The sequence below is a fragment of the Pseudomonas sp. ADAK2 TE3594 genome (genome assembly GCF_053628675.1).
The window spans coordinates 4,897,747-4,917,193 of sequence record NZ_JBRJGV010000001.1; the positions used below are offsets into that span (position 1 = coordinate 4,897,747).

Below are 19,447 nucleotides of genomic sequence, written 5' to 3' on the forward strand. Positions count from 1 at the left end.
ATATTCAGGAACTTCCAAAAAAAACGCCCCGAACCAGTCGGGGCGTTTTTTCGAGGATGCGGCCTCGGTTTACAACGTATTAGCGAACGCCTTCCTGACGCAAAGCTGCCGGCGTGAAGTCTGCGGTAGTGGCAGTGAAGCCGAAGTTATACGCCGACTTCTCTTCGTTCTTCATGCCCAGGGCCAGGTAGCGGCCCGATTGCAGGTCGTACAAGGTTTCGAGGGCGTACCACGGCACTTGCTTGTCGTAGTAGTTCTCGGAGTGAGCCTCGGCGACACGCCACAGTTGCCCGCGACCGTCGTAGTGGTCGACCACAGCTGCCTGCCAGGTGTCTTCGTCGATATAGAAGTCACGCTTGGCGTAGATGTGACGCTGACCTTCCTTCAGGGTCGCGACCACATGCCAGACCCGACGCAGTTCATAGCGAGCCAGGTCCTGGTTGATGTGACCGGCCTTGATGATGTCGGCGTACTTCAGTTGTGGCGAATCGAGCTTGTAGCTGTCGGAGGCGATGTACATCTCTTTCTTGCCTTCAAGCTTCCAGTCGTAGCGATCCGGCGCACCGTTGTACATGTCCAGGTTGTCGGAGGTACGCAGGCCATCGGCAGCGGTACCCGGTCCGTCATAAGACACTTGCGGCGCACGACGCACACGGCGTTGCCCGGCGTTGTAGACCCACGCCGAACGCGGCTCCTTAACCTGGTCGAGGGTTTCGTGTACCAGCAGCACACCACCGGCCAGACGCGCTGGCGCGGTCACTTTCTGCTTGAAGTAGAATAGGATGTTGCCCGGATTTTTCGGGTCGTAATCCTTCATCTTGTCGCGGAACACGAACTGGTCCTCGAAGTACACCAGGCTGAACGAGCCGTTCGGCTGCGGTGTGGCCTGGGTTATCAGACGGGTCACACTGCCGCCGCGATAACGGGTGATGTGGTTCCAGATGACTTCAACGCCACTTTTCGGAATCGGGAACGGGATCGCGGTTTCGAAGTTTTCCAGACCGTTGCCGCCGGACACCAGGTTAGTGTTGGTGGCGTTCTTCTTGATCGAGGCAAACACCTCATCCGGCACGGTGGCACCGCGATGGGACGGGTAGACCGGCATCTTGAAGGTTTCCGGGTAGCGCTTGAACATTGCGTACTGGCCCGGCGCGAGCTTGTCCTTGTACTGGTCGACGTTCTGCGCAGTGATGGTGAACTGCGGTTTTTCACTCGCGAACGGATCAGACAGAAAACCCTTGCTGTCCACGCTACCGGCGTTTTTCGGCATGGGTTTCCAGGCCGGGATCGAACCGTCGGCGTTGCCCGCCATCTCGGCGCCCATCGGGGTCAGGCTCTTGCCCAGCTTGTCCGCTTCGGCCGCAGGGACCGCCGCCATGACACCGGTAGCCAGCAGCGACAGCCCCAGAACGCCAACGTGGAACAGACTCTTTGTTATTTTCATAAATGTGTTCGTCCTGAAAATACAGTGCTTAGAAGTTCACGCCGAAGCTGAGCGCAACGAAGTCGCGATCATCCACGGTGGTGTACTTGCCGTCGAAGAAGTTGGTGTACGCCAGGCTCGCGGTGTAGGTGTTCTGGTATTCGGCATCGACACCCAGGCTCACCGCTTTACGACCTTCCTCGAAGTTACCGCCAGGGCCAGGCGAGTAACCGCTCACGTCATGGGACCAGGCCACGTTCGGCTTGAGGTTCACACCGGCGAACACATCGTTGTAATCCCAGATGGCACGACCGCGATAACCCCACGACATCGATGTGGTAAAGCCATCGTTGTTGCAGTTGCGGCTGCGGTTGTTGGTAGCAGCACCGGCGCCGGCACCGTTGATGGTGCTGGTGTTAAGGATCGCCGAGCAGGTGTTGAGGCCGCCGGTACTAGGCAGTTCACCAGGACCGTAGACCGGGTCACGGCCGTAACGGACATCAGAGCTGCTTTCCAGACCGCCAACATGGGTCACGCCCACTTCGCCCACCAGGGTCAGACGACTGGCGCCCATGACCTGATCGAAGAAGTGCGTCAGGGTGGTCTGGAACTGGGTGACTTCCTTGCGGCGATAGCCATGCAAGTCCTGGCCTGGCACACCCTCGAGCAGCGAAGCATTGGTCAGGGCGCCGCCCAATGGGCGTACGCCGGCAAACAGGATGTCGGTGGAGTTGAGCTGTACCGGCGCGTTCGGACGGTAGCTGAGTTCACCGCTCCACGCAGTGCCGGTAGGCAGGGTCGTGGAGAAGCTCAAGCCGTAGAGGCGGATGTCTTCCGGATACTCGACGAAGTAGTTCGAGTTACCCGCGACCACCAAGGGAGCCAAAGCCCGAAGCGCCCCCGGCAAAGCCGCTGCCCGGGCGTAAGCCGACGCTGGAGCACCGGTGGCGCTGAAGATCGGCGCACGACTGTGATAGTTCATGAAATAGGCACCGAACTCGGTGTCCAGCGGCTCGAACATGTATTTGAGGGACGCGCCCCACTGGCCACTGTCCCGTGCATCGCGATCCGGACCACGGCGCACCAGAACACCTTCCTGGTTGACGTCGACACCCAGCCTGCTCAATGTCGGCAGGGCCGCGGCCGGAATGGTCGAGCGCTTGTTCAGCACGCGCAGGTTGTTGTCGCAACCGTCGGCAATGATGTCTGGCTGGGAGAAAAAGGTGCCGCAGTTATCGACGACCGTCTGGTCCCATTCCAGCTGATAGAAGGCTTCGGCCGACAGATTGTCGGTGAGGCTCTGGGACACGTAGAACATGTTGACCGGGATCAGACCTTCCTTGACCTCGGCGCCGGGACGACGGAATGCGGACACGTCGATCGGGTTGATCGAGTTGATGCCACCGCCGATGAAAGTACTTTCACCCCAGCTCACAACCTGCTTGCCAAGACGCACGGAACCCGGCTGATCGGCAATGGCGTAGTTGTGGTAAACGAAGGCGTCGAGGATCTGGCCGCCGGCGGACTTGGCGCCTTCTTTGCGGTTGCTGTCGCTGATGTCCTTGAACTGGCGGCTTTCATCCTTGAGTTCGAAGTCGTACCAGTATTTACCCCGGACAAAGACACCGGTATCGCCGTATTTCAACTCAAGGTCATGGATGCCTTTGAAGATCTTCGAAAAGGTTTCGCCACTCTTGAAGTTGGCGTGACCGTCATCGGACGTCTGGGACAGGCCATGGCCCCCGTTATTGACGCCGATAAGATTCTTGTTGGGGCTCTGAGTAGACCAACTGGCTCCGATCGACAGGGATGAGTCAAATTGACCTTCGATCTCACCGACGTTGAAACTGACGCCGAATGCAGGCCCGGCGAGCGAAGAGGCAAGACTGACCGCCAAGGGCAGTTTCGCCCGGCGCCAGAACTGGTTTACTGATGTCATCGACGCTACTCCATGTGCATTATTGTTATGGCTGAGTACTTTTAAAAACGTTGTGGGTGACCGGAAGCCAAGCGGTTCCGAAGTCACTCCAAAGTTGCATCGCCCCGTTTTGTGCGTGAGCTCCGTTCTTAAAAATCCTTGAGCGGACTATAGCCAGCAGGTAGTAGTGCTTGATCCCTCTAAAGTGTGATTTGCAGCTGCCGGCCACTCTGGAACAGTCCTTTCGCCAGTCCGACACATGTCGGCCCGGCAAGGATGGCTGAAAATTCGGATTTCACAAGTCAAGCGCTTGCTTGGTGGGTCTGGCGCGCCGTTTTCGGCGCGCCAGCAGACGCTTAAAGCGTCGAGAGGAAGGTACTGTTGTTAGCCTGCCATTCGGTGATGTCGACGCGGATGCGCTTCTTGTCGAGTTTGCCGACACTGGTCTTGGGAATTTCAGTAACAATGGCGATCTGGCTCGGGATAGCCCACTTGCTCAGGTGCCCCTGTTCAACGAACGGCTTGAGGTGCTCCTTGAGTTCCCTGGCCCCGATCTCATGCCCTTCCCTGACGACCAACAGCGCAAACGGACGCTCGCCCCACTGCGGATCGGCGATGCCTACCACTGCTACTTCGCGTACCGCAGGGTGGCGGCTGATCAGGTCTTCCAGGTCCAGGGAGGAGATCCACTCGCCGCCAGTCTTGATCACGTCCTTGATCCGGTCGCGAATGTCGATCACGCCCATGCTGTCCAGGGTCGCTACGTCACCGGTGTGCAACCAGCCCCCGGCCCAGAGCTCGGCGCCCTTTTGCGGTTCGTTGAAATAACCTTCGGTGAGCCACGGCGCGCGCAGCACCAGTTCGCCCTGGGTCTCGCCATCGGCGGGCAGGAAGTTGCCGTCGGTGTCGACGATCGCCGCCTCGACCAACGGCCCCGGCACACCGGCCTTGATCCGGTAGGTGGTGCGTTCGTCTTCGGTGCCGGCCATCAGCTCATCGTTAAGGTGCGCGCACGATACCAATGGCCCGGTTTCCGACATGCCGTAAGCGGCGGTCAACTGAATGCCCTTGGCTTTGGCTGCTTCATACAGCGCACGGTTGAGCGCACTGCCGCCGATGACGATTTTCCAGCCCCCGAAATCGACGTTTTGCGCCGCCTTGGCATTGAGGACCATTTGCAGAATGGTCGGCACGCAGTGGGAAAAGCTCACCTTCTCCTTGCGCCACAGTTCCACCAGATACTCGGGGTCGTAACGGCCGGGGTAGACCTGCTTGAGCCCGAGCATGGTTGCTACATACGGCAAGCCCCAGGCATGCACATGGAACATTGGGGTGATCGGCATGTACACATCGTTGGTGCCCAGCAGGCGCACGCTGTCGATGGAACCCATGATGGTCGACACGCCCATGGTGTGCAGCACCAGCTGGCGATGGGTGAAATACACGCCTTTGGGGTTACCGGTGGTGCCGGTGGTGTAGAACGTCGTGGCGACCGAGTTTTCGTCGAAGTCTTCAAAGTCGTACTGCGGGCTCGCGGCGGCCAGCAATTGCTCGTACTCGCCAATCAGGTTCGGCAGGTCGGCGGTTTTTTCCGGCAAGTCGGTCAGCAGCAGGGTTTTCTCCACGGTAGTCAGGTGCCCGGCAATCGCCTTGTACAACCCGACGAACTCGCTGTTGACCAGCACGAAGCGGTCCTCGGCGTGGTTCATGGTGTAGAGAATCTGTTCCGGCGACAGGCGTACGTTGATGGTGTGGATCACCGCGCCGATCATCGGGATGGCAAACATGCATTCCAGGTAGCGATGGCTGTCCCAGTCCATCACTGCCACCGTATCCCCGGCCTTCACGCCGGCGGCCGTCAACACGTTGGCCAGCCGCGCGACCCGTTCGATCAGGGTCGGATAGCTATAGCGCAATTGATCGCGGTAGATGATCTCGCGGGTTTTTTCGTAACGGGCACCGGACATCAGCAGCCGTTTAATCAACAGCGGATACTGGTAAGCGCCCTCGGCTGGGGGGATAACGCGAGTCTGCAACATAAGAGTCCCTTTTCTGACTGCACGGTCTTGGCTTTTAAAGCTAAGCACTCTAGAGCCCTTGAACGCCAGCCAAATCAGCCAAAGGGATGATTTGCACAGCTGTACAAATGCTAGCTTTGCGCCAGCATTTGCAGGAATTCGTTATGTATATCGGATGCGCAGCTGAAGGCGTTGCGCATACCTTGAGAAATCAATGCATCTCGGTGAACGCGAGTTTCACGCCGATGGCGATCAGCACCGCGCCCATGGTCCGGTCGAACCAGTGGCCCATGCGGGCGAAACCGGCGCGCACGCGTTGCTGGCTGAACAGCATCGCCACCAGGCAGAACCAGACTGCCGTCGCCGCGGCCAGATAAATCCCGTAACCGGCCTGTACCGCCAAGGGTGTGTGCGGGTTGATCACCACGGTGAACAGCGACAGGAAAAACAGCGTGGCTTTCGGGTTCAGGCCATTGGTCACGAAGCCCGAGGTGAAAGCGCCCCGCGCGGTACGTTCGCCAACCTCCTGATGCAGGTCGTCAGCCGCAGGTGGGGCCGGTTGCGCGCGCAGGGCCTTGAAGCCGATGTACAGCAGGTACGCGGCGGCGGCCCATTTCAAGGCATTGAACAGCACGATCGACTGGGACACGATCAGCCCGATACCCAGCAGCGAATAGCCGACGTGCAGGAAAATCGCCGAGCCGACGCCCAGCGCCGTCCAGGTCCCGGCACGGCGACCGTGGGTCACGCTCTCACGCACCACCACGGCAAAGTCCGGGCCGGGGCTGGCGACGGCCAGCAGGTGAATCAGGGCAACGGTCAAGAATTCTGTCCAGTACATGAGGACTCCCTTTGGGCAGGCTGATCAATTGAAATTTCCAGGGTAGACGTCACACCCTATGGCATCTGTGAAACCTGTGGCCACCGCCAACCGTAATGCAATCTGTAGGAGCGAGGCTTGCCCGCGAAGAACGAAAACGCGGTGCATCAGATACACCGCGGTGCTTGCTTCGCGGGCAAGCCTCGCTCCTACAGCGAACGCAGCCTTCGGCAGCATGACCAATTTGTTTCATCTGGTAGGCTCGGCAGATTACGCCTTCAGTTCAATGCACAAAAGGTACAGTTGATGACGAACTCTCGCCGCGCCGTTTTCCTCGACCATCCGTCCCTGGACCTCGGCGATCTCGACCTCAGCCCGCTACGCGAGTGCTTCAGCGACTTGCAGCTGTTCGCGCAAACCACGCCTGATCAGGTGGTCGAACGCCTCAAAGGCGCCACTGTCGCCATCAGCAACAAGATCCTGATCGATGCGGCGGCCATGGCTGCCAGCCCCGAGTTGAAGCTGATCCTGATCACCGCCACCGGCACCAACAACGTCGACCTCGCCGCCGCCCGTGCTCACGGGATCACTGTCTGTAACTGCCAGGGTTACGGTACGCCGTCGGTGGCTCAGCACACGATCATGTTGTTGCTGAATCTGGCGACGCGGCTGGCCGATTATCAGAAGGCGGTCGCCGAAGGTCGCTGGCAACAGGCAAAACAGTTCTGCCTGCTGGACTATCCGATCGTCGAACTCGAAGGCAAAACCCTCGGTCTGCTTGGCCACGGTGAACTGGGCAGTGCCGTGGCGCGGTTGGCCGAGGCGTTCGGCATGCGCGTGTTGCTGGGGCAGATTCCGGGGCGCCCGGCCCGACCGGATCGCTTGCCGCTAAATGAACTACTGCCGCAAATCGACGCCCTGACCCTGCACTGCCCGCTCAACGAACACACCCGCCACTTCATCGGCGCTCGCGAACTGGCCTCGATGAAACCCGGTGCGTTCGTGGTCAACACCGCGCGCGGCGGTTTGATTGACGAGCAGGCATTGGCCGACGCCCTGCGCAACGGTCATCTGGGCGGCGCGGCCACCGACGTGTTGAGCGTCGAACCACCCTCCGCAGGCAATCCGCTGTTGGCCCAGGATATTCCACGGCTGATCGTCACTCCGCACAACGCCTGGGGCAGTCGCGAGGCGCGGCAGCGAATCGTTGGCCAGTTGACCGAAAACGCCCAAGGCTACTTCAGCGGTCAAGCGCTGCGGGTCGTCAGTTGATAAACTGCGGCACTTTTTTTCCAGGAGCAGAGTATGGATCCGCGCAGTGAAGTACTGCTTCGTCAGGCCGAGTTATTCCAGGGGTCGGTGCTGCTGGCTGGTTTGCCCGCCGATGATTTGCTGGGCCGCCTGCCCGATGCCCACGGTTGGTGCTGGCACGCTGGCGATCAAGCAGCGCTGGACGCCCGTTTCGCCGAGCGCAGCCATTTCGGCGTGAATGCGCCGGGGCGCGAGTTCGACAACGCCGTGGTGTTTCTGCCCAAGTCCAAAGACCTGACCGATTACATCCTCAACGCCCTCGCCTCTCGCATGGCCGGCCGTGAGTTGTACCTGGTGGGCGAAAAACGCAGTGGTATCGAAGGCGCCGCCAAGCAACTGAACCCCTTCGGCAAACCCCGCAAGCTCGACAGCGCAAGGCATTGCCAGCTCTGGCAGGTCACCGTGGCCAATGCACCAGAAGCCAAGTCGCTGGAAAGCCTGGCCCAGGAATATGAACTGCCATTGGCCGAAGGCCCATTGAAAGTCATCAGCCTGCCGGGCGTGTTCAGCCACGGTCGACTGGATCGCGGCAGCGCCCTGCTGCTGGAACATCTGGACAAACTGCCCAGCGGCCACTTGCTGGACTTCGGTTGCGGCGCGGGTGTGTTGGGGGCGGTGGTCAAGCGGCGTTATCCACATAACCAGGTCACCCTGCTCGATGTGGACGCGTTTGCCGCCGCCAGCAGTCGCCTGACCCTGGCCGCCAACGGCCTGGACGCGGAGGTGCTGACCGGCGACGGCATCGATGCCGCCCCCATGGGTTTGAGCGCGATTCTGAGCAACCCACCGTTCCATGTCGGCGTACACACCGACTACTTCGCCACCGAGAACTTGCTGCGAAAAGCGGCTAAACATCTGAAAAACGGCGGCGAACTGCGACTGGTAGCGAACAGTTTCCTGAAATATCAACCGCTGATCGAAGAGCACTTGGGCGTGTGTGCGATCAAGGCTGAAGGACAAGGTTTCCGAATCTACCGGGCCAAGCGCGGCTGAAAACACTTTTGCAAAAGAGGGCTGCCCTGGAGCGACGAATAACCTGTGGGAGCGTGGCTTGCCCGCGAAGAATGCACCGCGGTTTTTCAGGTATTACGCGTCATCGTTCTTCGCGGGGCAAGCCACGCTCCCACAGGTTCTGCAACCTAACTACCGACATTGGGGCTTGCCCAATCGGATTTGCCTAGGCAGAATCCGCTCCGTCCTAGGGGAGTAGTCTCCCACGAGCGCCATGCTCGTCCGGCATACGTCAACATACTTGGTCCTCAGACCATGGCGTATGCGACCCAAGCGTCCGCATCAGACGGATCGCAGGGTTTGACAAGACCTATGACACGAACACCTTACCCGGGGCGGGAAGGCTGTACGTGTCATAGCCGTGTCGACCCGCCCCTTAGGAAAACCCTGATGATGTTGGACTCTCTACTCGTTCCCACCGCAATCGTTGCCTTGGCCGAAATCGGCGACAAGACGCAACTGCTCGCGCTCATTCTTGCAGCCCGCTTTCGCAAACCCTGGCCGATCATCGCCGGCATCGTCGCCGCGACCCTGGCCAACCATGCGGCAGCCGGCGCGGTAGGCGCCTGGTTCGGCAGTTTCTTCTCGAATGCGACGTTGCACTGGATCCTCGCCGCGAGCTTTACCGCCACCGCGCTGTGGACGCTGGTGCCGGACAAGATGGACGAAGACGAAGCCAGCACCGCCCGCAAATTCGGGCCGTTCCTGACTACGCTGATTGCGTTCTTCCTTGCGGAAATGGGCGACAAGACCCAAGTCGCAACCGTGATGCTTGCCGCGCAATACCCGGACCTGTGGCTGGTGATCATCGGCACCACCGCCGGGATGTTGATTGCCAACGTGCCAGTGGTACTGGCAGGTAACTTTGCGGCGGACAAACTGCCCTTGACCCTGATCCGTCGCCTGGCGGCGTCGGCGTTCCTGATCCTGGCGATTGTTGCGGTGTACAAGGCGATGGAGAGCAGTGGGTGGGTTTGACGCGGTAGGTCGTTAGACCGCGTTATCGTTCTTCGCGAGCAAGCCTCGCTCCTACAGGTTTTCGGTCGATTACATAATGTGTGTACGACCCAAAACCTGTAGGAGCGAGGCTTGCCCGCGAAGGCGTCAGCAGCCTCACCCAATGACTATCAGGATTTCGATGCTTTCTCGTACAACGGCATCACCTTCGGAATCGCCGCTTGCAAGGCAGCAATCCGACTGGCCGACGCCGGGTGAGTGCTCAAGAATTCTGGCGGCGCGCCATTCGAGGCTTTGCTCATCTTGTTCCACAGGGTGATCGCAGCGTTCGGGTTGTAACCGGCGCGGGCCGCCAATTCGAGGCCGATCAGGTCTGCCTCATTTTCATTCTCGCGACTGTTGGGCAAGGTCATGCCGTATTTCGCCACGGTGTCCGCCAGAGCCAGGCCGCCCTCGCCCAGGCCGAACAACGCACCAGCACCCTGCTTGGCCATTTCGATGCCGTAAGCCTTGGACATCGCTTCGCGACCGTGCTCGCGCAAGGCGTGAGCGATTTCGTGGCCGATGATGGCGGCGATTTCGTCGTCGGTGAGATGCAGGGTGTCGATCAGTCCGGTGTAGAAAATGATCTTGCCGCCAGGCCCGCAGGAGGCATTCAGCTCGTCACTCTTGATCAGGTTCACTTCCCATTGCCACTGCGCTGAATCCGGACGAAACACCGGAGCCTGGGCAATCAGCCGCCTGGAGATCGCCTGCACGCGCTTGGCATCGTTACTGGTTTGGTCCAGCACGCCTTTGCTGTTCGCCTCCCCGACGGTCTTTTGATAAGACTGGGCGTACATCTGATTGACCTCAGAGGTCGACAACATGCTGAACATGTATTGCTTGCGCTCAACGCCCACGGCGCCACCACTAGTGGTGTTGACCGACTGACAACCGGCGAGCAGCAGACCTGCGCTCAGTGCACACAAAACCAATGTCTTATTCATCAAGAAGCTCCCTGGAAACATGTCGCGTATCCTAGGTGGGGATTTGTATCGGCGCCAGATACAACGGACGTGTAGCACCTACATTTCAGACAAAGCCCTTATCACCGTAGGAAAAAATTCACATACCAGCGCCCGCCACGGCCGATCACGGTCCGCAATGATTCATTTACGACATCCAGCACTCCAAAACAGCCAATTCGTAACACCTCGTTCATGCCCCTCCGCCAGCCTGCCGATACAGCACCGCAGACGTCCTCTTGCGTGCGGAGCACCCATGAAATTCAAGTCGATCCAGTTTTCCGTTGCCGCCCTGGCCGGCGCCATCGTGCTCAGCGTCGTCGCAGCCCTGGTGCTGTACGCGCTGTTTTCCGGCGCCCGGACCCAAGACATGGTTCAGCAACGGACCCAGGCGCAGTTCGAGCAAGTCATCGAACAACGCCTGACGTCGCTGGCGCAAACCCAGGTCAGCCAGATCCAGCGCGAACTCGAAGCACCGCTGCTTATCGCCGGTGGCCTGGTGCGGGTGAACGCGTTGATCGGTACCCCGGGCGCCGATGGTCAGCCACAGTTGAGCCTGAGCCGTGAGCAACTGATCAGCCTGATCAAGGAAAACGTCACCCGCAACCCGAAAATTCTCGGCACCTACATCGGCTGGGAAAAAAACGCACTCGACCACAATGATGCGGCCTACGTCGACACCCCAGTGGTCGGCATCGACGCCAGCAACGGGCGCTTCCTGCCGTGGTGGTTCCGCAACGAAGACGGCAGCCTGGGCCTGGACAAACTGGTGGACGTCGACGACCAGAAAACCCTGTCCACCGGCGTACGCGCCAGCGAGTACTACCTGTGCTCCAAGGAAACCAAAAAATCCTGCGTGATCGATCCGGCGCCCTACAAGGTCGGCGACAAGATCGTCATGCTCGCCTCCTTCATTGAGCCGATCATGCTCAACGGCGTGTTCCAGGGCATCGTCGGCGCCGATCTGTCGGTGAACTTCATTCAGGAAATGCTCCTGGGGGCGAATCAGAAACTGTACAGCGGTGCCGGTGAAATGGCCCTGATCGGCAGTAACGGCCGGATCGTCGCCTACACCAAAGACCCGAGCAAATTCGGCGAGAAAGTCAGCGACATCCTCGACAGCAAGCAGATTGCCAACATGGCCAACCTCAAGCGCGGCGAAGTCACTTACACCGTCGACAAGGCCCAGGGCCGGATCGAGTTGTACCTGCCCTTCGGCATCGGTCAGACCGACGCCCGCTGGACCTTGATGCTGCAATTGCCGCTGAATGCGGTGATGGCCGATCTGCAAAAACTTCAGGGTGATCTGGACGCACAGCGCAAATCCGACACCTTTGGTATGGCCATGGTCGGCCTGTTGATTGCCGGTATCGGTTTGTTGGTGATCTGGCTGGTGGGCCACGGCATTGCTCGCCCACTCAAGCAAATGGTGGCGATGCTCGACGATATTGCCCAGGGCGAAGGCGACCTGACCCGCCGTCTGACCAGTGACCGCGCCGACGAACTGGGCTCGATCGCCAAAGGCTTCAACACCTTCCTCGCCAAGTTGCAGGCGATGATCACGCAAGTGGTGACGTCGGTGCAGAGCGTCAGTGATTCCTCGGAACACACCGCCGACATCGCCATCCGCACCAACATTGGTGTGCATAAACAGATGGCCGAGATCGATCAGGTCGCGACCGCCGTGCATGAAATGACCGCCACCGCCCAGGATGTCGCGCGCAATGCAACCCAGGCCGCGCAAGCCGCCAGCCATGCAGATCAGGCAGCGGCGCAGGGCATGCAAATCGTCCGGGATACGTCGAATTCAATTGGCGTTTTGGCGGTGGAAATCGGCAAAGCCGTCGGCGTGGTGCAGACCCTGGCCAAGGACAGTGAAAACATCAACGCGATCCTGACGGCCATTCGCGGCATCGCCGAGCAGACCAATCTATTGGCCTTGAACGCGGCCATCGAAGCCGCCCGTGCCGGTGAGCAAGGTCGTGGGTTTGCAGTGGTGGCCGATGAGGTGCGCAACCTGGCGCAGAAAACCCAGAAGGCCACTAAAGAAATCCAGACCATGATCCAGCATTTGCAGCAAGGCACCCGCGATGTGGTGCGGGTCATGGAAGACAGCCAGAACCGCACCGACGAAAGTGTGCAACACGCGGCGAAAGCGGCCGAGGCGCTGGAAACCATTACCCAGGCGGTGTCGGTGATCAACGACATGAACACCCAGATCGCCAGCGCCGCCGAGGAGCAGAGCGCGGTGGCGGACGACATCAACCGTAATGTGATCAACATCGGGCAAGTGGCCAATGAAGTGGCCGGCGGAGCGGATGAATCGAGCGCGGCCAGTGCAGATTTGACCAAGTTGGCGGAACAGCAGCGGCGGTTGATCAATCAGTTCAAGGTTTGATCCGAAGGCCTCTTCGCGGGCAAGCCTCGCTCCTACAGGGGATCACCTACCCGTAGGAGCGAGGCTTGCCCGCGAAGGCGTCAGCACAGACAACAGATCAACCCGGGGTCAAACACTCCGGCCCATTGAGCTTCGGATCATTCACCAGGTTCGCCAGCACCCGCTCACGCAACGCCGCGGGCTCACTGGCCAGCAACGCCTGCAAGGCATGCAACGGTGTTTCGGGGTCGAGCCAGGCTTGCTGCCCCGCCGCATCGAGAATCAGCGGTCGACGCTGACTCGCGGCCGGCTGGGTGATCACCGCCGTACTCAACCACACCTGCTCCTGCACCGGATACGCCTCCCAGATCGCCGCGAAGAACAGCGCCGAACCCTCCCCCGGGGTCAGCCAGTACGGACGCTTGCGGGTGGTGCCGCGCCATTCATAGAAACCATTAGCCGGTAGCAGGCAACGACGCAGGCGCAAGGCTTCGCGAAACATCGGCTGTTCGGCAACGGTTTCGGCGCGGGCATGGGCCGGGGTGCGGGACAGGTCGGTCAGCCACGGCGGCGTCAGGCCCCAACGGGCGCGGGCCAACTCACGTTGCCCGTCTGCGCAGGCACGCAGCATCAACACCGAATCGTTGGGGGAGATATTCCACTGGGCCTGCTGATCGGCGGGGAATCCGGGCAGGGCCGCGAAGGCGGGGTTCCAGCGAAACAGGGCATAACGTCCACACATGGGGCAATACGACTCTTGATCAAACGAACGTCAGCCTAACAGACCAGCGTGCCGGGAAAACTCTCCGGCTCATCGCCGGACAGCGGCAGCGCGGCATTGTACGCGGTGATCAGCTCCCGGGCGTATTCGGCCTGATCGTTATCGACCGACAAGCCCAGCAGGCCGAATATCGGCAACTCCCCAGTGCCGCCGATCAAATCCCGGCCCACCAGATGTGCCTCGATACCTTCGCTGGCGAGCATGCCTTGAAGCAGTTCGCCTTCCATCAGGTTTTCCGGTTCGTAGATGCGCTGCATAGACCCTCACTCGTTTTCACTGTGAACTTCGAGCAACCATTCATGACCGTCAGTCTGCAAGACAAAAGTAACGGGACGGCAACACACAGGACAATCTTCGATATAGGTCTGATCGCCACCGGACAAATCCAGAACCGCCTCGGATTCTTCACCGCAATACGGGCATTCATAGCGCTCTGTTTCCAGCATCGCGGTCTCCCAAGTGACTTGTGCGTATAATCGCCGGTCTATTTGCAGGGCTATTTTCGTCTGGCTAACTTTTCAGACCGTGCCCCGTTGGTTTTCGATCAAAACCTTTACTTACCCTAGCCGTTTCTAACAAGAGAGCATGATGGGCGAATTCGATGCCATCCGACCTTACGACGACAGCGAAGTCCCAGCGGTGCTGGCACGGCTGCTCGGCGACAAGGCGTTTCTAGATATCCTCACCCACTTCCGCTTCCCGCGTTATGCCGGTGCCTTCGGCTGGATGCTCAAACCTCTTATAGCTCATCGACTGCGCCGTGAGTTCGCCGACGTCAACTCGGTGGCCACCTTGCAGGACAAAGTCGAGTTTTACGTCGACCACACCATCGAGCGCGCCACGGACGGTGTGACGTACACCGGCGTGGAGCAATTCAAGTCCGGCAGCGCCTACCTGTTCATCGCCAACCACCGCGACATCGTGATGGACCCGGCCTTCGTCAACTACGCCGTGTACCACGCCGGCCTGCCGACCCCGCGCATCGCCATTGGCGACAACTTGCTGCAAAAGCCTTTTGTCAGCGATTTGATGCGCCTGAACAAGAGCTTCATCGTGCACCGTTCGATCACTGGTCGCCGGGAAAAAATGGCGGCGTATCAGCTGTTGTCCGCGTACATCAACCACTCGATCCGCAACGACTGCGCCTCAATCTGGATCGCCCAGGCTGAAGGCCGGGCCAAGGACGGCGACGACCGCACCGAGTCGGCAATCCTCAAGATGTTCCATATGAGCCGCAAGGACGAGCCGTTCGGCGAAGTCATCCGCTCGCTGAACCTCACCCCGGTGTCGATCAGCTACGAATACGACCCGTGCGACCAGGCCAAGGCCCGCGAGCTGTACATCCGCGCCACCACCGGCAGCTACACCAAGGTACCGGGCGAGGATGACGTGAGCATCGCCAAAGGCATCACCGGTTACAAAGGCCGGGTCCACGTGAACTTCGCCACGCCGATCAGCGAGCTGTTCGAAGACACCAAGCAATTGGCGATCGAAATGGACAAGCAGATTCTTGGTGGCTACCGGTTGTTCCCGGTGCACTACCTGGCCTATGCGCAATGGAAAGACGCCGACCCGCAATTGCCGGTGCCGAAAGCGGACGAGGTGTTTGCGGCGGACGAACTGGCCAAGGCCCAGGAAGAATGGCAGCGCCGGCTGGATGCCTGCCCTGAGGAGCATCGTCCGTTCCTGGTGCTGCAATATGCGACGCCGGTGCGCAATCAGTACCGGGTCAAGGCCGGGTTGCCGCTGTAAGGCAATGGCTGGAAATGACAACGGCGCCTTCGGGCGCCGTTTTTGTTTGTCTTGATGCGACAGGACAGTCAGGCACTGTACTTGTGGCGAGGGAGCTTGCTCCCGCCCGGCTGCGCAGCAGCTGACACTACCAGGGTGACTGGTTTGGGGCCGCTTCGCAGCCCAGCGGGAGCAAGCTCCCTCGCCACAGGGTCTTGTGTCAGATTTTCAGACGCGAGTACTGATCCACGACACCAGCAACGCCATCCCGAGGCAGGCGAAACCGAAGCGGTAGAAAAAACGGTTCATGCGCAGGGTCGCCCAATCCAGTGTGGGCTCTTCACTGGGACGACTTTGGCGCTGCGCCTCGATACTGGCCATGGCGCGCTGTTCGCGACGACGGGTGGCGTGCAGCAACCAACTGCCCGGGAAGGCGAACAGCAAGGCCAGCAAATTGATCAATTTGGCGGGATGAGCGGTAAAGAGCGAAATCAAATGCAACGACATCACAAACCTCAGGCAAACCGGTGTAGCAGACGCCGGACCGACGACCACGGCGCGGATTCTACCGAAAGCGCTCCGACCTGCCCCGGCTTTCCGACAAATAACGAAACCATTTAGCCGATTGCTGTCCTGTGTCACGGCGCCGTCATCTGAATCCGCCAGTCTGTCGCCCCTCGAAACCGACACGGACCCCGTCATGCTCCACGCCGAAAACCAGGACCGCCTCTACCTCATTGCCCAAAGCGACGAACAACAAACCTTAGTCGGCAGCCTCGCCTTCAACGTTCAGGACCGGCATTGGCTGGTGTATTGCGCGCTGGGTGGGCATCAACATGCGGATTTGCCGGAAACGGATTTACTGACGGGGGTGAGCGTGCTGGATTTTTATTCGGAGGCGGCTTGAGCGTCCTACAAACGCAGTGATTGAAACGGAAGATTCCGACAGGTTTTGAAGGTTGTCGCTCGGAAATGGGGTGGATAGGCTTTGGGGGTCGCTGCACATCAGCGACCGGGCGTCGCAGTCCGTTCAGTTCAGCTCATTTGGTGCATAATCGCCGGCCCAAACCGGAGCGCTTCGGTGCTAGTCGTTTGGTTTAATGGTGGCTGTGCGCGGGATACCTTCGGGTATGCCGGGTTTCCGAATGGCTCGGTCTGCGACCCCGCGTACAGCTGCCTCCTTCAATCGCGTCGCAGCGATCGTGGCAGCTAAACCTTTCATTCGGAGCGTCACCATGTTCAAAGCCACACCCAATCCTCCAGAAACCGACAATGTTTCCCCCTACGAATCCCTCGATTCAAAAAAACTCCACGATGCCGCTAACCGCGCGCTCGATCACTACCTCAACCCATCCGCCCTCAAATCCCCCGTGGCCCGCAAGCCGAGCACGATGTATATGGTTGCGCCGGATATCAAAGACGAAGACCTGTTGGCCCACACCTGTGAATCGTTGGCCCAGGCCAGTGTGATGGCGAGTGATATTGCAGGCTATCTGGAAGGGCCGCACCGGCACACGGTGATGGCGATTCAACAGATCGTCATGCTGGCAGAACTGGCGGTGAACCGGATGCTGGATAACGTTGCCATACCAAAACCTGCGCCACACAGCTGATCCCCTGTAGGAGCGAGGCTTGCCCGCGAAGACGGCCTGATATTCAACATTGATGTCGCCTGACACGCCGCCATCGCGAGCAGGCTCGCTCCCACAATTGAACCGTGTGCATCTGCGAGAGATTGGACGGCTGTCAGGCCGTCTTCGCGGGCAAGCCTCGCTCCTACAAGTGGGTCGGCGTACATCTGCGAGAGATTGGGCGGCTGTCAGGCCGTCTTCGCGGGCAAGCCTCGCTCCTACAAGTGGGTCGGCGTATGTCTGCGAGGGATTGGGTGGCTGTCAGGCCGCCTTCGCGGGCAAGCCTCGCTCCTACAAGTGGGTTGGCGTATGTCTGCGAGAGATTGGGCGGCTGTCAGACCGCCTTCGCGGGCAAGCCTCGCTCCTACAAGTGGGGCGGTGTATGTCTGAGAGAGATTGGTTGGCTGTCAGGCCGCCATCACGGGCAAGCCCACACACAGTGGAGCGGCGTACACCCGCCTTTCACCACTCAACAGGCCGAGCGTTAGCTCGCCTGCAGCTTTTGATCTGGCTTTTGATCTTGATCCACCCGCCCCTTCGGGAGGCTGAGCGCAGGTGTTCATCTGGGGATTGGCGCGCAGCGCCGTTCGACGCAGTCGAACCCATCGCATGTAGGTCGTAGCGAAGCAGACCGTAGGGCGATGCCCCCAGATGGATACCGGAGCGAAGGAACGCCGAGCCCTAGCGAGGGGCCGGACGCTTGGGGCGAAGACCTTTGCTTCCTTTGGGGCATTTGCCAAAGGGAGTCGCCGTAAGGGCGAAACCATAAGCCGCCATTACCGCAGCAACGGATATGTACACCACCAACCAAAACATGGTCGGCCCAAAGGCCGCCATCGTAACCAAGACCGCAAAGGACACAAAGGACACAAAAAAACCCGGCGCCATCACTGACACCGGGTTCTTTAAACAAGCCGCAAATCGTTACTCGGCAAGCACCTGACCAATCGTCGGATCCTTGAACAAGCGGGTCAACGCATCACTCAATACATCACTGACCAGCTTGGTATTGGTTTCCTGATTCGGCGCCATGCCAAAACGCTGATCCAGCGACGCACCGTAGCGACCGCTGTAACGGCGGTTGGCATTCTGCACATCCGAACGGAACGTCGCGCCAATCGTTGCCTCAGTCACATACAGGCCTTCCTTGGGCGACTGATACTTCAGCTCAGCCAGGGTCACCGTCAATTGCGGTGCATTCAGCGCATTGGCCGTCGGCGTAAAGCCCAGCAAGCGCACGGCCGCTTCAGCCTGAGCCTGCAGCTTCGGCAAAATCTGCGCGCCCTGCACAGTGATCGCACTGGTCTCCGGGTACAGACCACCACGAGTCCCCAGCGTTGGCGACGGACGACCGTCCACCACACGCACCACCACCGGCTGACCACGGCCGACCGGCGCCAGCTGAGCTGTCAGCTTGGGTTCCGGGTTCAGTTGTTGCGGGCTGTGGGCGCAGCCGACGAGGGTCAAACTGGTCACAGTGATCAAACCGAACAACAGGCGTTGCAACATGCTCTTCTCTCCAGAATCAGGCACTAACAGGCCCGCAGTATAGCGGTGCGCCACTGCGGCGAACTAGCTTCGCACAACGATTACTAAAATCTCTGACAAACCCGGCGCAGCGCGGTTCCTGTCACACATCTGTCACCGACCTTACACATGCACGTCATGGCTGACTGGCAACCTTCACAGTAGTCACCCTACAAGGTACTTTGCCATGCGTTTTCTCATCTCAATGTTCGCGCCACGCCCACTGCATCGCTGCTTTGCCCTGCTCGACCGCGATGGTCGCTGCCAGGCGTTCAAACAGTGCAGCCTGCAGCCCATGGGCGATGGCTGGGTCGAAATCGAAGAAATCCGCCTCAACTGGCTGCACCATCCCCTGCCCGCCAGCGCCCGTGTCAGCCAGCGCCAGCCACGTGCACGTGCGCAACAACTGTTGACCACCTGACCGGACGCCTAATAAAAGTCATTAAACACGACCATTTCCCTGCGTTTCTTAGATACAATCTCCCCCCGATTATAAGGACGTCTCCTGATCGGGCCTCGCAGCATCGTCAATGCCTCGGTATTGACACCCCCGCACCGCCCACAGAGAGCCGCCCACACAGATCGAGTGAAGCTGGCGCGCTTGCTGTTCCCTAAGCAAAAACACCACTTTTCGCGAATCTGCAGAGCTGTCATTACGCTCGGTTACTGAGCTGTTTGCCCGTTTTGCCTGTCATGTACCCCATGGCGGCAATCCATCCGGGCACAGTGCCAGGCTGGGACAGCCCTTTTTTGAGGTTCACGTCTTCAAAAGAGCGTGAAAAAAACGGGTTTTCACAACTTCACAAGAGTGTGGCGAGCAAATGAATAGTTTTGCGTCTGAACATGCACCATTAGCGTCTACAACAGCCCAACGACACAGGACCGAGTATTCCTCGAACACCGGAGCCTGAAGCCTGTCCGCTACGGATTTGGTT

At 59.6% G+C, this 19,447-nt stretch carries 18 protein-coding genes, 1 pseudogene and 1 riboswitch; of the genes and pseudogenes, 9 read left to right on the forward strand and 10 right to left on the reverse strand.

All coding sequences use genetic code 11. The features are described from left to right. Positions 1 to 79 precede the first annotated feature (79 nt). From AB7M22_RS21845 to AB7M22_RS21860, 4 genes are all read right to left on the reverse strand, one after another. Entirely contained in the window at positions 80 to 1,444 is a 1,365-nt protein-coding gene (locus AB7M22_RS21845; protein ID WP_454187762.1) for a DUF1329 domain-containing protein, read from the reverse strand. Positions 1,445 to 1,472: 28 nt separating this feature from the next. Next, on the reverse strand, positions 1,473 to 3,362 hold the full coding sequence (locus AB7M22_RS21850; protein ID WP_454187763.1) for a DUF1302 domain-containing protein: 1,890 nt from the start codon (positions 3,360 to 3,362) through the stop codon (positions 1,473 to 1,475). 335 nt (positions 3,363 to 3,697) lie between these two features. Further along, positions 3,698 to 5,380 carry a fatty acid--CoA ligase gene (locus tag AB7M22_RS21855; RefSeq protein ID WP_454187764.1) on the reverse strand — a complete coding sequence of 561 codons (1,683 nt, stop codon included), beginning with the start codon at positions 5,378 to 5,380 and terminating at the stop codon, positions 3,698 to 3,700. A gap of 190 nt (positions 5,381 to 5,570) precedes the next feature. After that, complete coding sequence (locus tag AB7M22_RS21860) at positions 5,571 to 6,200, reverse strand: LysE family translocator (RefSeq protein WP_454187765.1); 630 nt, start codon at positions 6,198 to 6,200, stop codon at positions 5,571 to 5,573. Positions 6,201 to 6,485: 285 nt separating this feature from the next. Here AB7M22_RS21860 and AB7M22_RS21865 point away from each other — a divergent pair, with 285 nt between their 5' ends. From AB7M22_RS21865 to AB7M22_RS21875, 3 genes are all read left to right on the forward strand, one after another. Next, entirely contained in the window at positions 6,486 to 7,451 is a 966-nt protein-coding gene (locus AB7M22_RS21865) for a 2-hydroxyacid dehydrogenase (RefSeq protein WP_454187766.1), read from the forward strand. Between the two features lie 33 nt (positions 7,452 to 7,484). Further along, complete coding sequence (locus AB7M22_RS21870; RefSeq protein WP_454187767.1) at positions 7,485 to 8,483, forward strand: methyltransferase; 999 nt, start codon at positions 7,485 to 7,487, stop codon at positions 8,481 to 8,483. A gap of 195 nt (positions 8,484 to 8,678) precedes the next feature. After that, a riboswitch (yybP-ykoY riboswitch) is annotated at positions 8,679 to 8,803 on the forward strand. Between the two features lie 91 nt (positions 8,804 to 8,894). Beyond that, positions 8,895 to 9,479: a TMEM165/GDT1 family protein gene (locus AB7M22_RS21875; protein WP_032836242.1), complete on the forward strand. Its 585-nt coding sequence runs from the start codon at positions 8,895 to 8,897 to the stop codon at positions 9,477 to 9,479. Between the two features lie 149 nt (positions 9,480 to 9,628). Here AB7M22_RS21875 and AB7M22_RS21880 read toward each other — a convergent pair whose 3' ends face one another. Next, on the reverse strand, positions 9,629 to 10,447 hold the full coding sequence (locus tag AB7M22_RS21880) for a M48 family metallopeptidase (protein ID WP_032836235.1): 819 nt from the start codon (positions 10,445 to 10,447) through the stop codon (positions 9,629 to 9,631). A 1,363-nt stretch (positions 10,448 to 11,810) separates the two neighbouring features. Between AB7M22_RS21880 and AB7M22_RS21885 the strand changes: the two are divergent. Together AB7M22_RS21885 and AB7M22_RS21890 are read left to right on the forward strand one after the other, a co-directional pair. After that, positions 11,811 to 12,008, forward strand: a pseudogene (locus AB7M22_RS21885) (HAMP domain-containing protein); the annotation flags it as partial. 111 nt (positions 12,009 to 12,119) lie between these two features. Then, positions 12,120 to 12,863, forward strand: coding sequence for a methyl-accepting chemotaxis protein (locus AB7M22_RS21890; protein WP_454188844.1), 744 nt, complete (start codon positions 12,120 to 12,122; stop codon positions 12,861 to 12,863). 97 nt (positions 12,864 to 12,960) lie between these two features. Here the strand turns inward: AB7M22_RS21890 and AB7M22_RS21895 are convergent, their stop codons facing one another. The 3 genes from AB7M22_RS21895 to AB7M22_RS21905 are packed head-to-tail and all read right to left on the reverse strand — an operon-like array spanning position 12,961 to position 14,069. Continuing rightward, positions 12,961 to 13,584, reverse strand: coding sequence for an SOS response-associated peptidase (locus AB7M22_RS21895; protein WP_454187768.1), 624 nt, complete (start codon positions 13,582 to 13,584; stop codon positions 12,961 to 12,963). A 35-nt stretch (positions 13,585 to 13,619) separates the two neighbouring features. Continuing rightward, on the reverse strand, positions 13,620 to 13,880 hold the full coding sequence (locus tag AB7M22_RS21900) for a putative signal transducing protein (protein WP_192345484.1): 261 nt from the start codon (positions 13,878 to 13,880) through the stop codon (positions 13,620 to 13,622). A 6-nt stretch (positions 13,881 to 13,886) separates the two neighbouring features. After that, positions 13,887 to 14,069 carry a CPXCG motif-containing cysteine-rich protein gene (locus AB7M22_RS21905; protein ID WP_454187769.1) on the reverse strand — a complete coding sequence of 61 codons (183 nt, stop codon included), beginning with the start codon at positions 14,067 to 14,069 and terminating at the stop codon, positions 13,887 to 13,889. A gap of 142 nt (positions 14,070 to 14,211) precedes the next feature. Between AB7M22_RS21905 and AB7M22_RS21910 the strand changes: the two genes are divergently transcribed. Continuing rightward, positions 14,212 to 15,375 carry a 1-acyl-sn-glycerol-3-phosphate acyltransferase gene (locus AB7M22_RS21910; RefSeq protein WP_454187770.1) on the forward strand — a complete coding sequence of 388 codons (1,164 nt, stop codon included), beginning with the start codon at positions 14,212 to 14,214 and terminating at the stop codon, positions 15,373 to 15,375. 207 nt (positions 15,376 to 15,582) lie between these two features. Here AB7M22_RS21910 and AB7M22_RS21915 read toward each other — a convergent pair whose 3' ends face one another. Beyond that, positions 15,583 to 15,861 carry a hypothetical protein gene (locus AB7M22_RS21915; RefSeq protein ID WP_008014178.1) on the reverse strand — a complete coding sequence of 93 codons (279 nt, stop codon included), beginning with the start codon at positions 15,859 to 15,861 and terminating at the stop codon, positions 15,583 to 15,585. A 193-nt stretch (positions 15,862 to 16,054) separates the two neighbouring features. On the opposite strand from AB7M22_RS21915, the gene AB7M22_RS21920 reads away from it, so the two are divergent. Both AB7M22_RS21920 and AB7M22_RS21925 read left to right on the forward strand, forming a co-directional pair. Continuing rightward, entirely contained in the window at positions 16,055 to 16,261 is a 207-nt protein-coding gene (locus AB7M22_RS21920; RefSeq protein WP_007939788.1) for a hypothetical protein, read from the forward strand. A gap of 328 nt (positions 16,262 to 16,589) precedes the next feature. After that, entirely contained in the window at positions 16,590 to 16,967 is a 378-nt protein-coding gene (locus AB7M22_RS21925; RefSeq protein WP_454187771.1) for a DUF6124 family protein, read from the forward strand. A gap of 942 nt (positions 16,968 to 17,909) precedes the next feature. Here AB7M22_RS21925 and AB7M22_RS21930 read toward each other — a convergent pair. Continuing rightward, complete coding sequence (locus AB7M22_RS21930; RefSeq protein ID WP_007905851.1) at positions 17,910 to 18,494, reverse strand: YajG family lipoprotein; 585 nt, start codon at positions 18,492 to 18,494, stop codon at positions 17,910 to 17,912. Between the two features lie 205 nt (positions 18,495 to 18,699). Between AB7M22_RS21930 and AB7M22_RS21935 the strand changes: the two genes are divergently transcribed. Beyond that, complete coding sequence (locus AB7M22_RS21935; RefSeq protein WP_008012002.1) at positions 18,700 to 18,933, forward strand: hypothetical protein; 234 nt, start codon at positions 18,700 to 18,702, stop codon at positions 18,931 to 18,933. Positions 18,934 to 19,447: the final 514 nt, after the last annotated feature.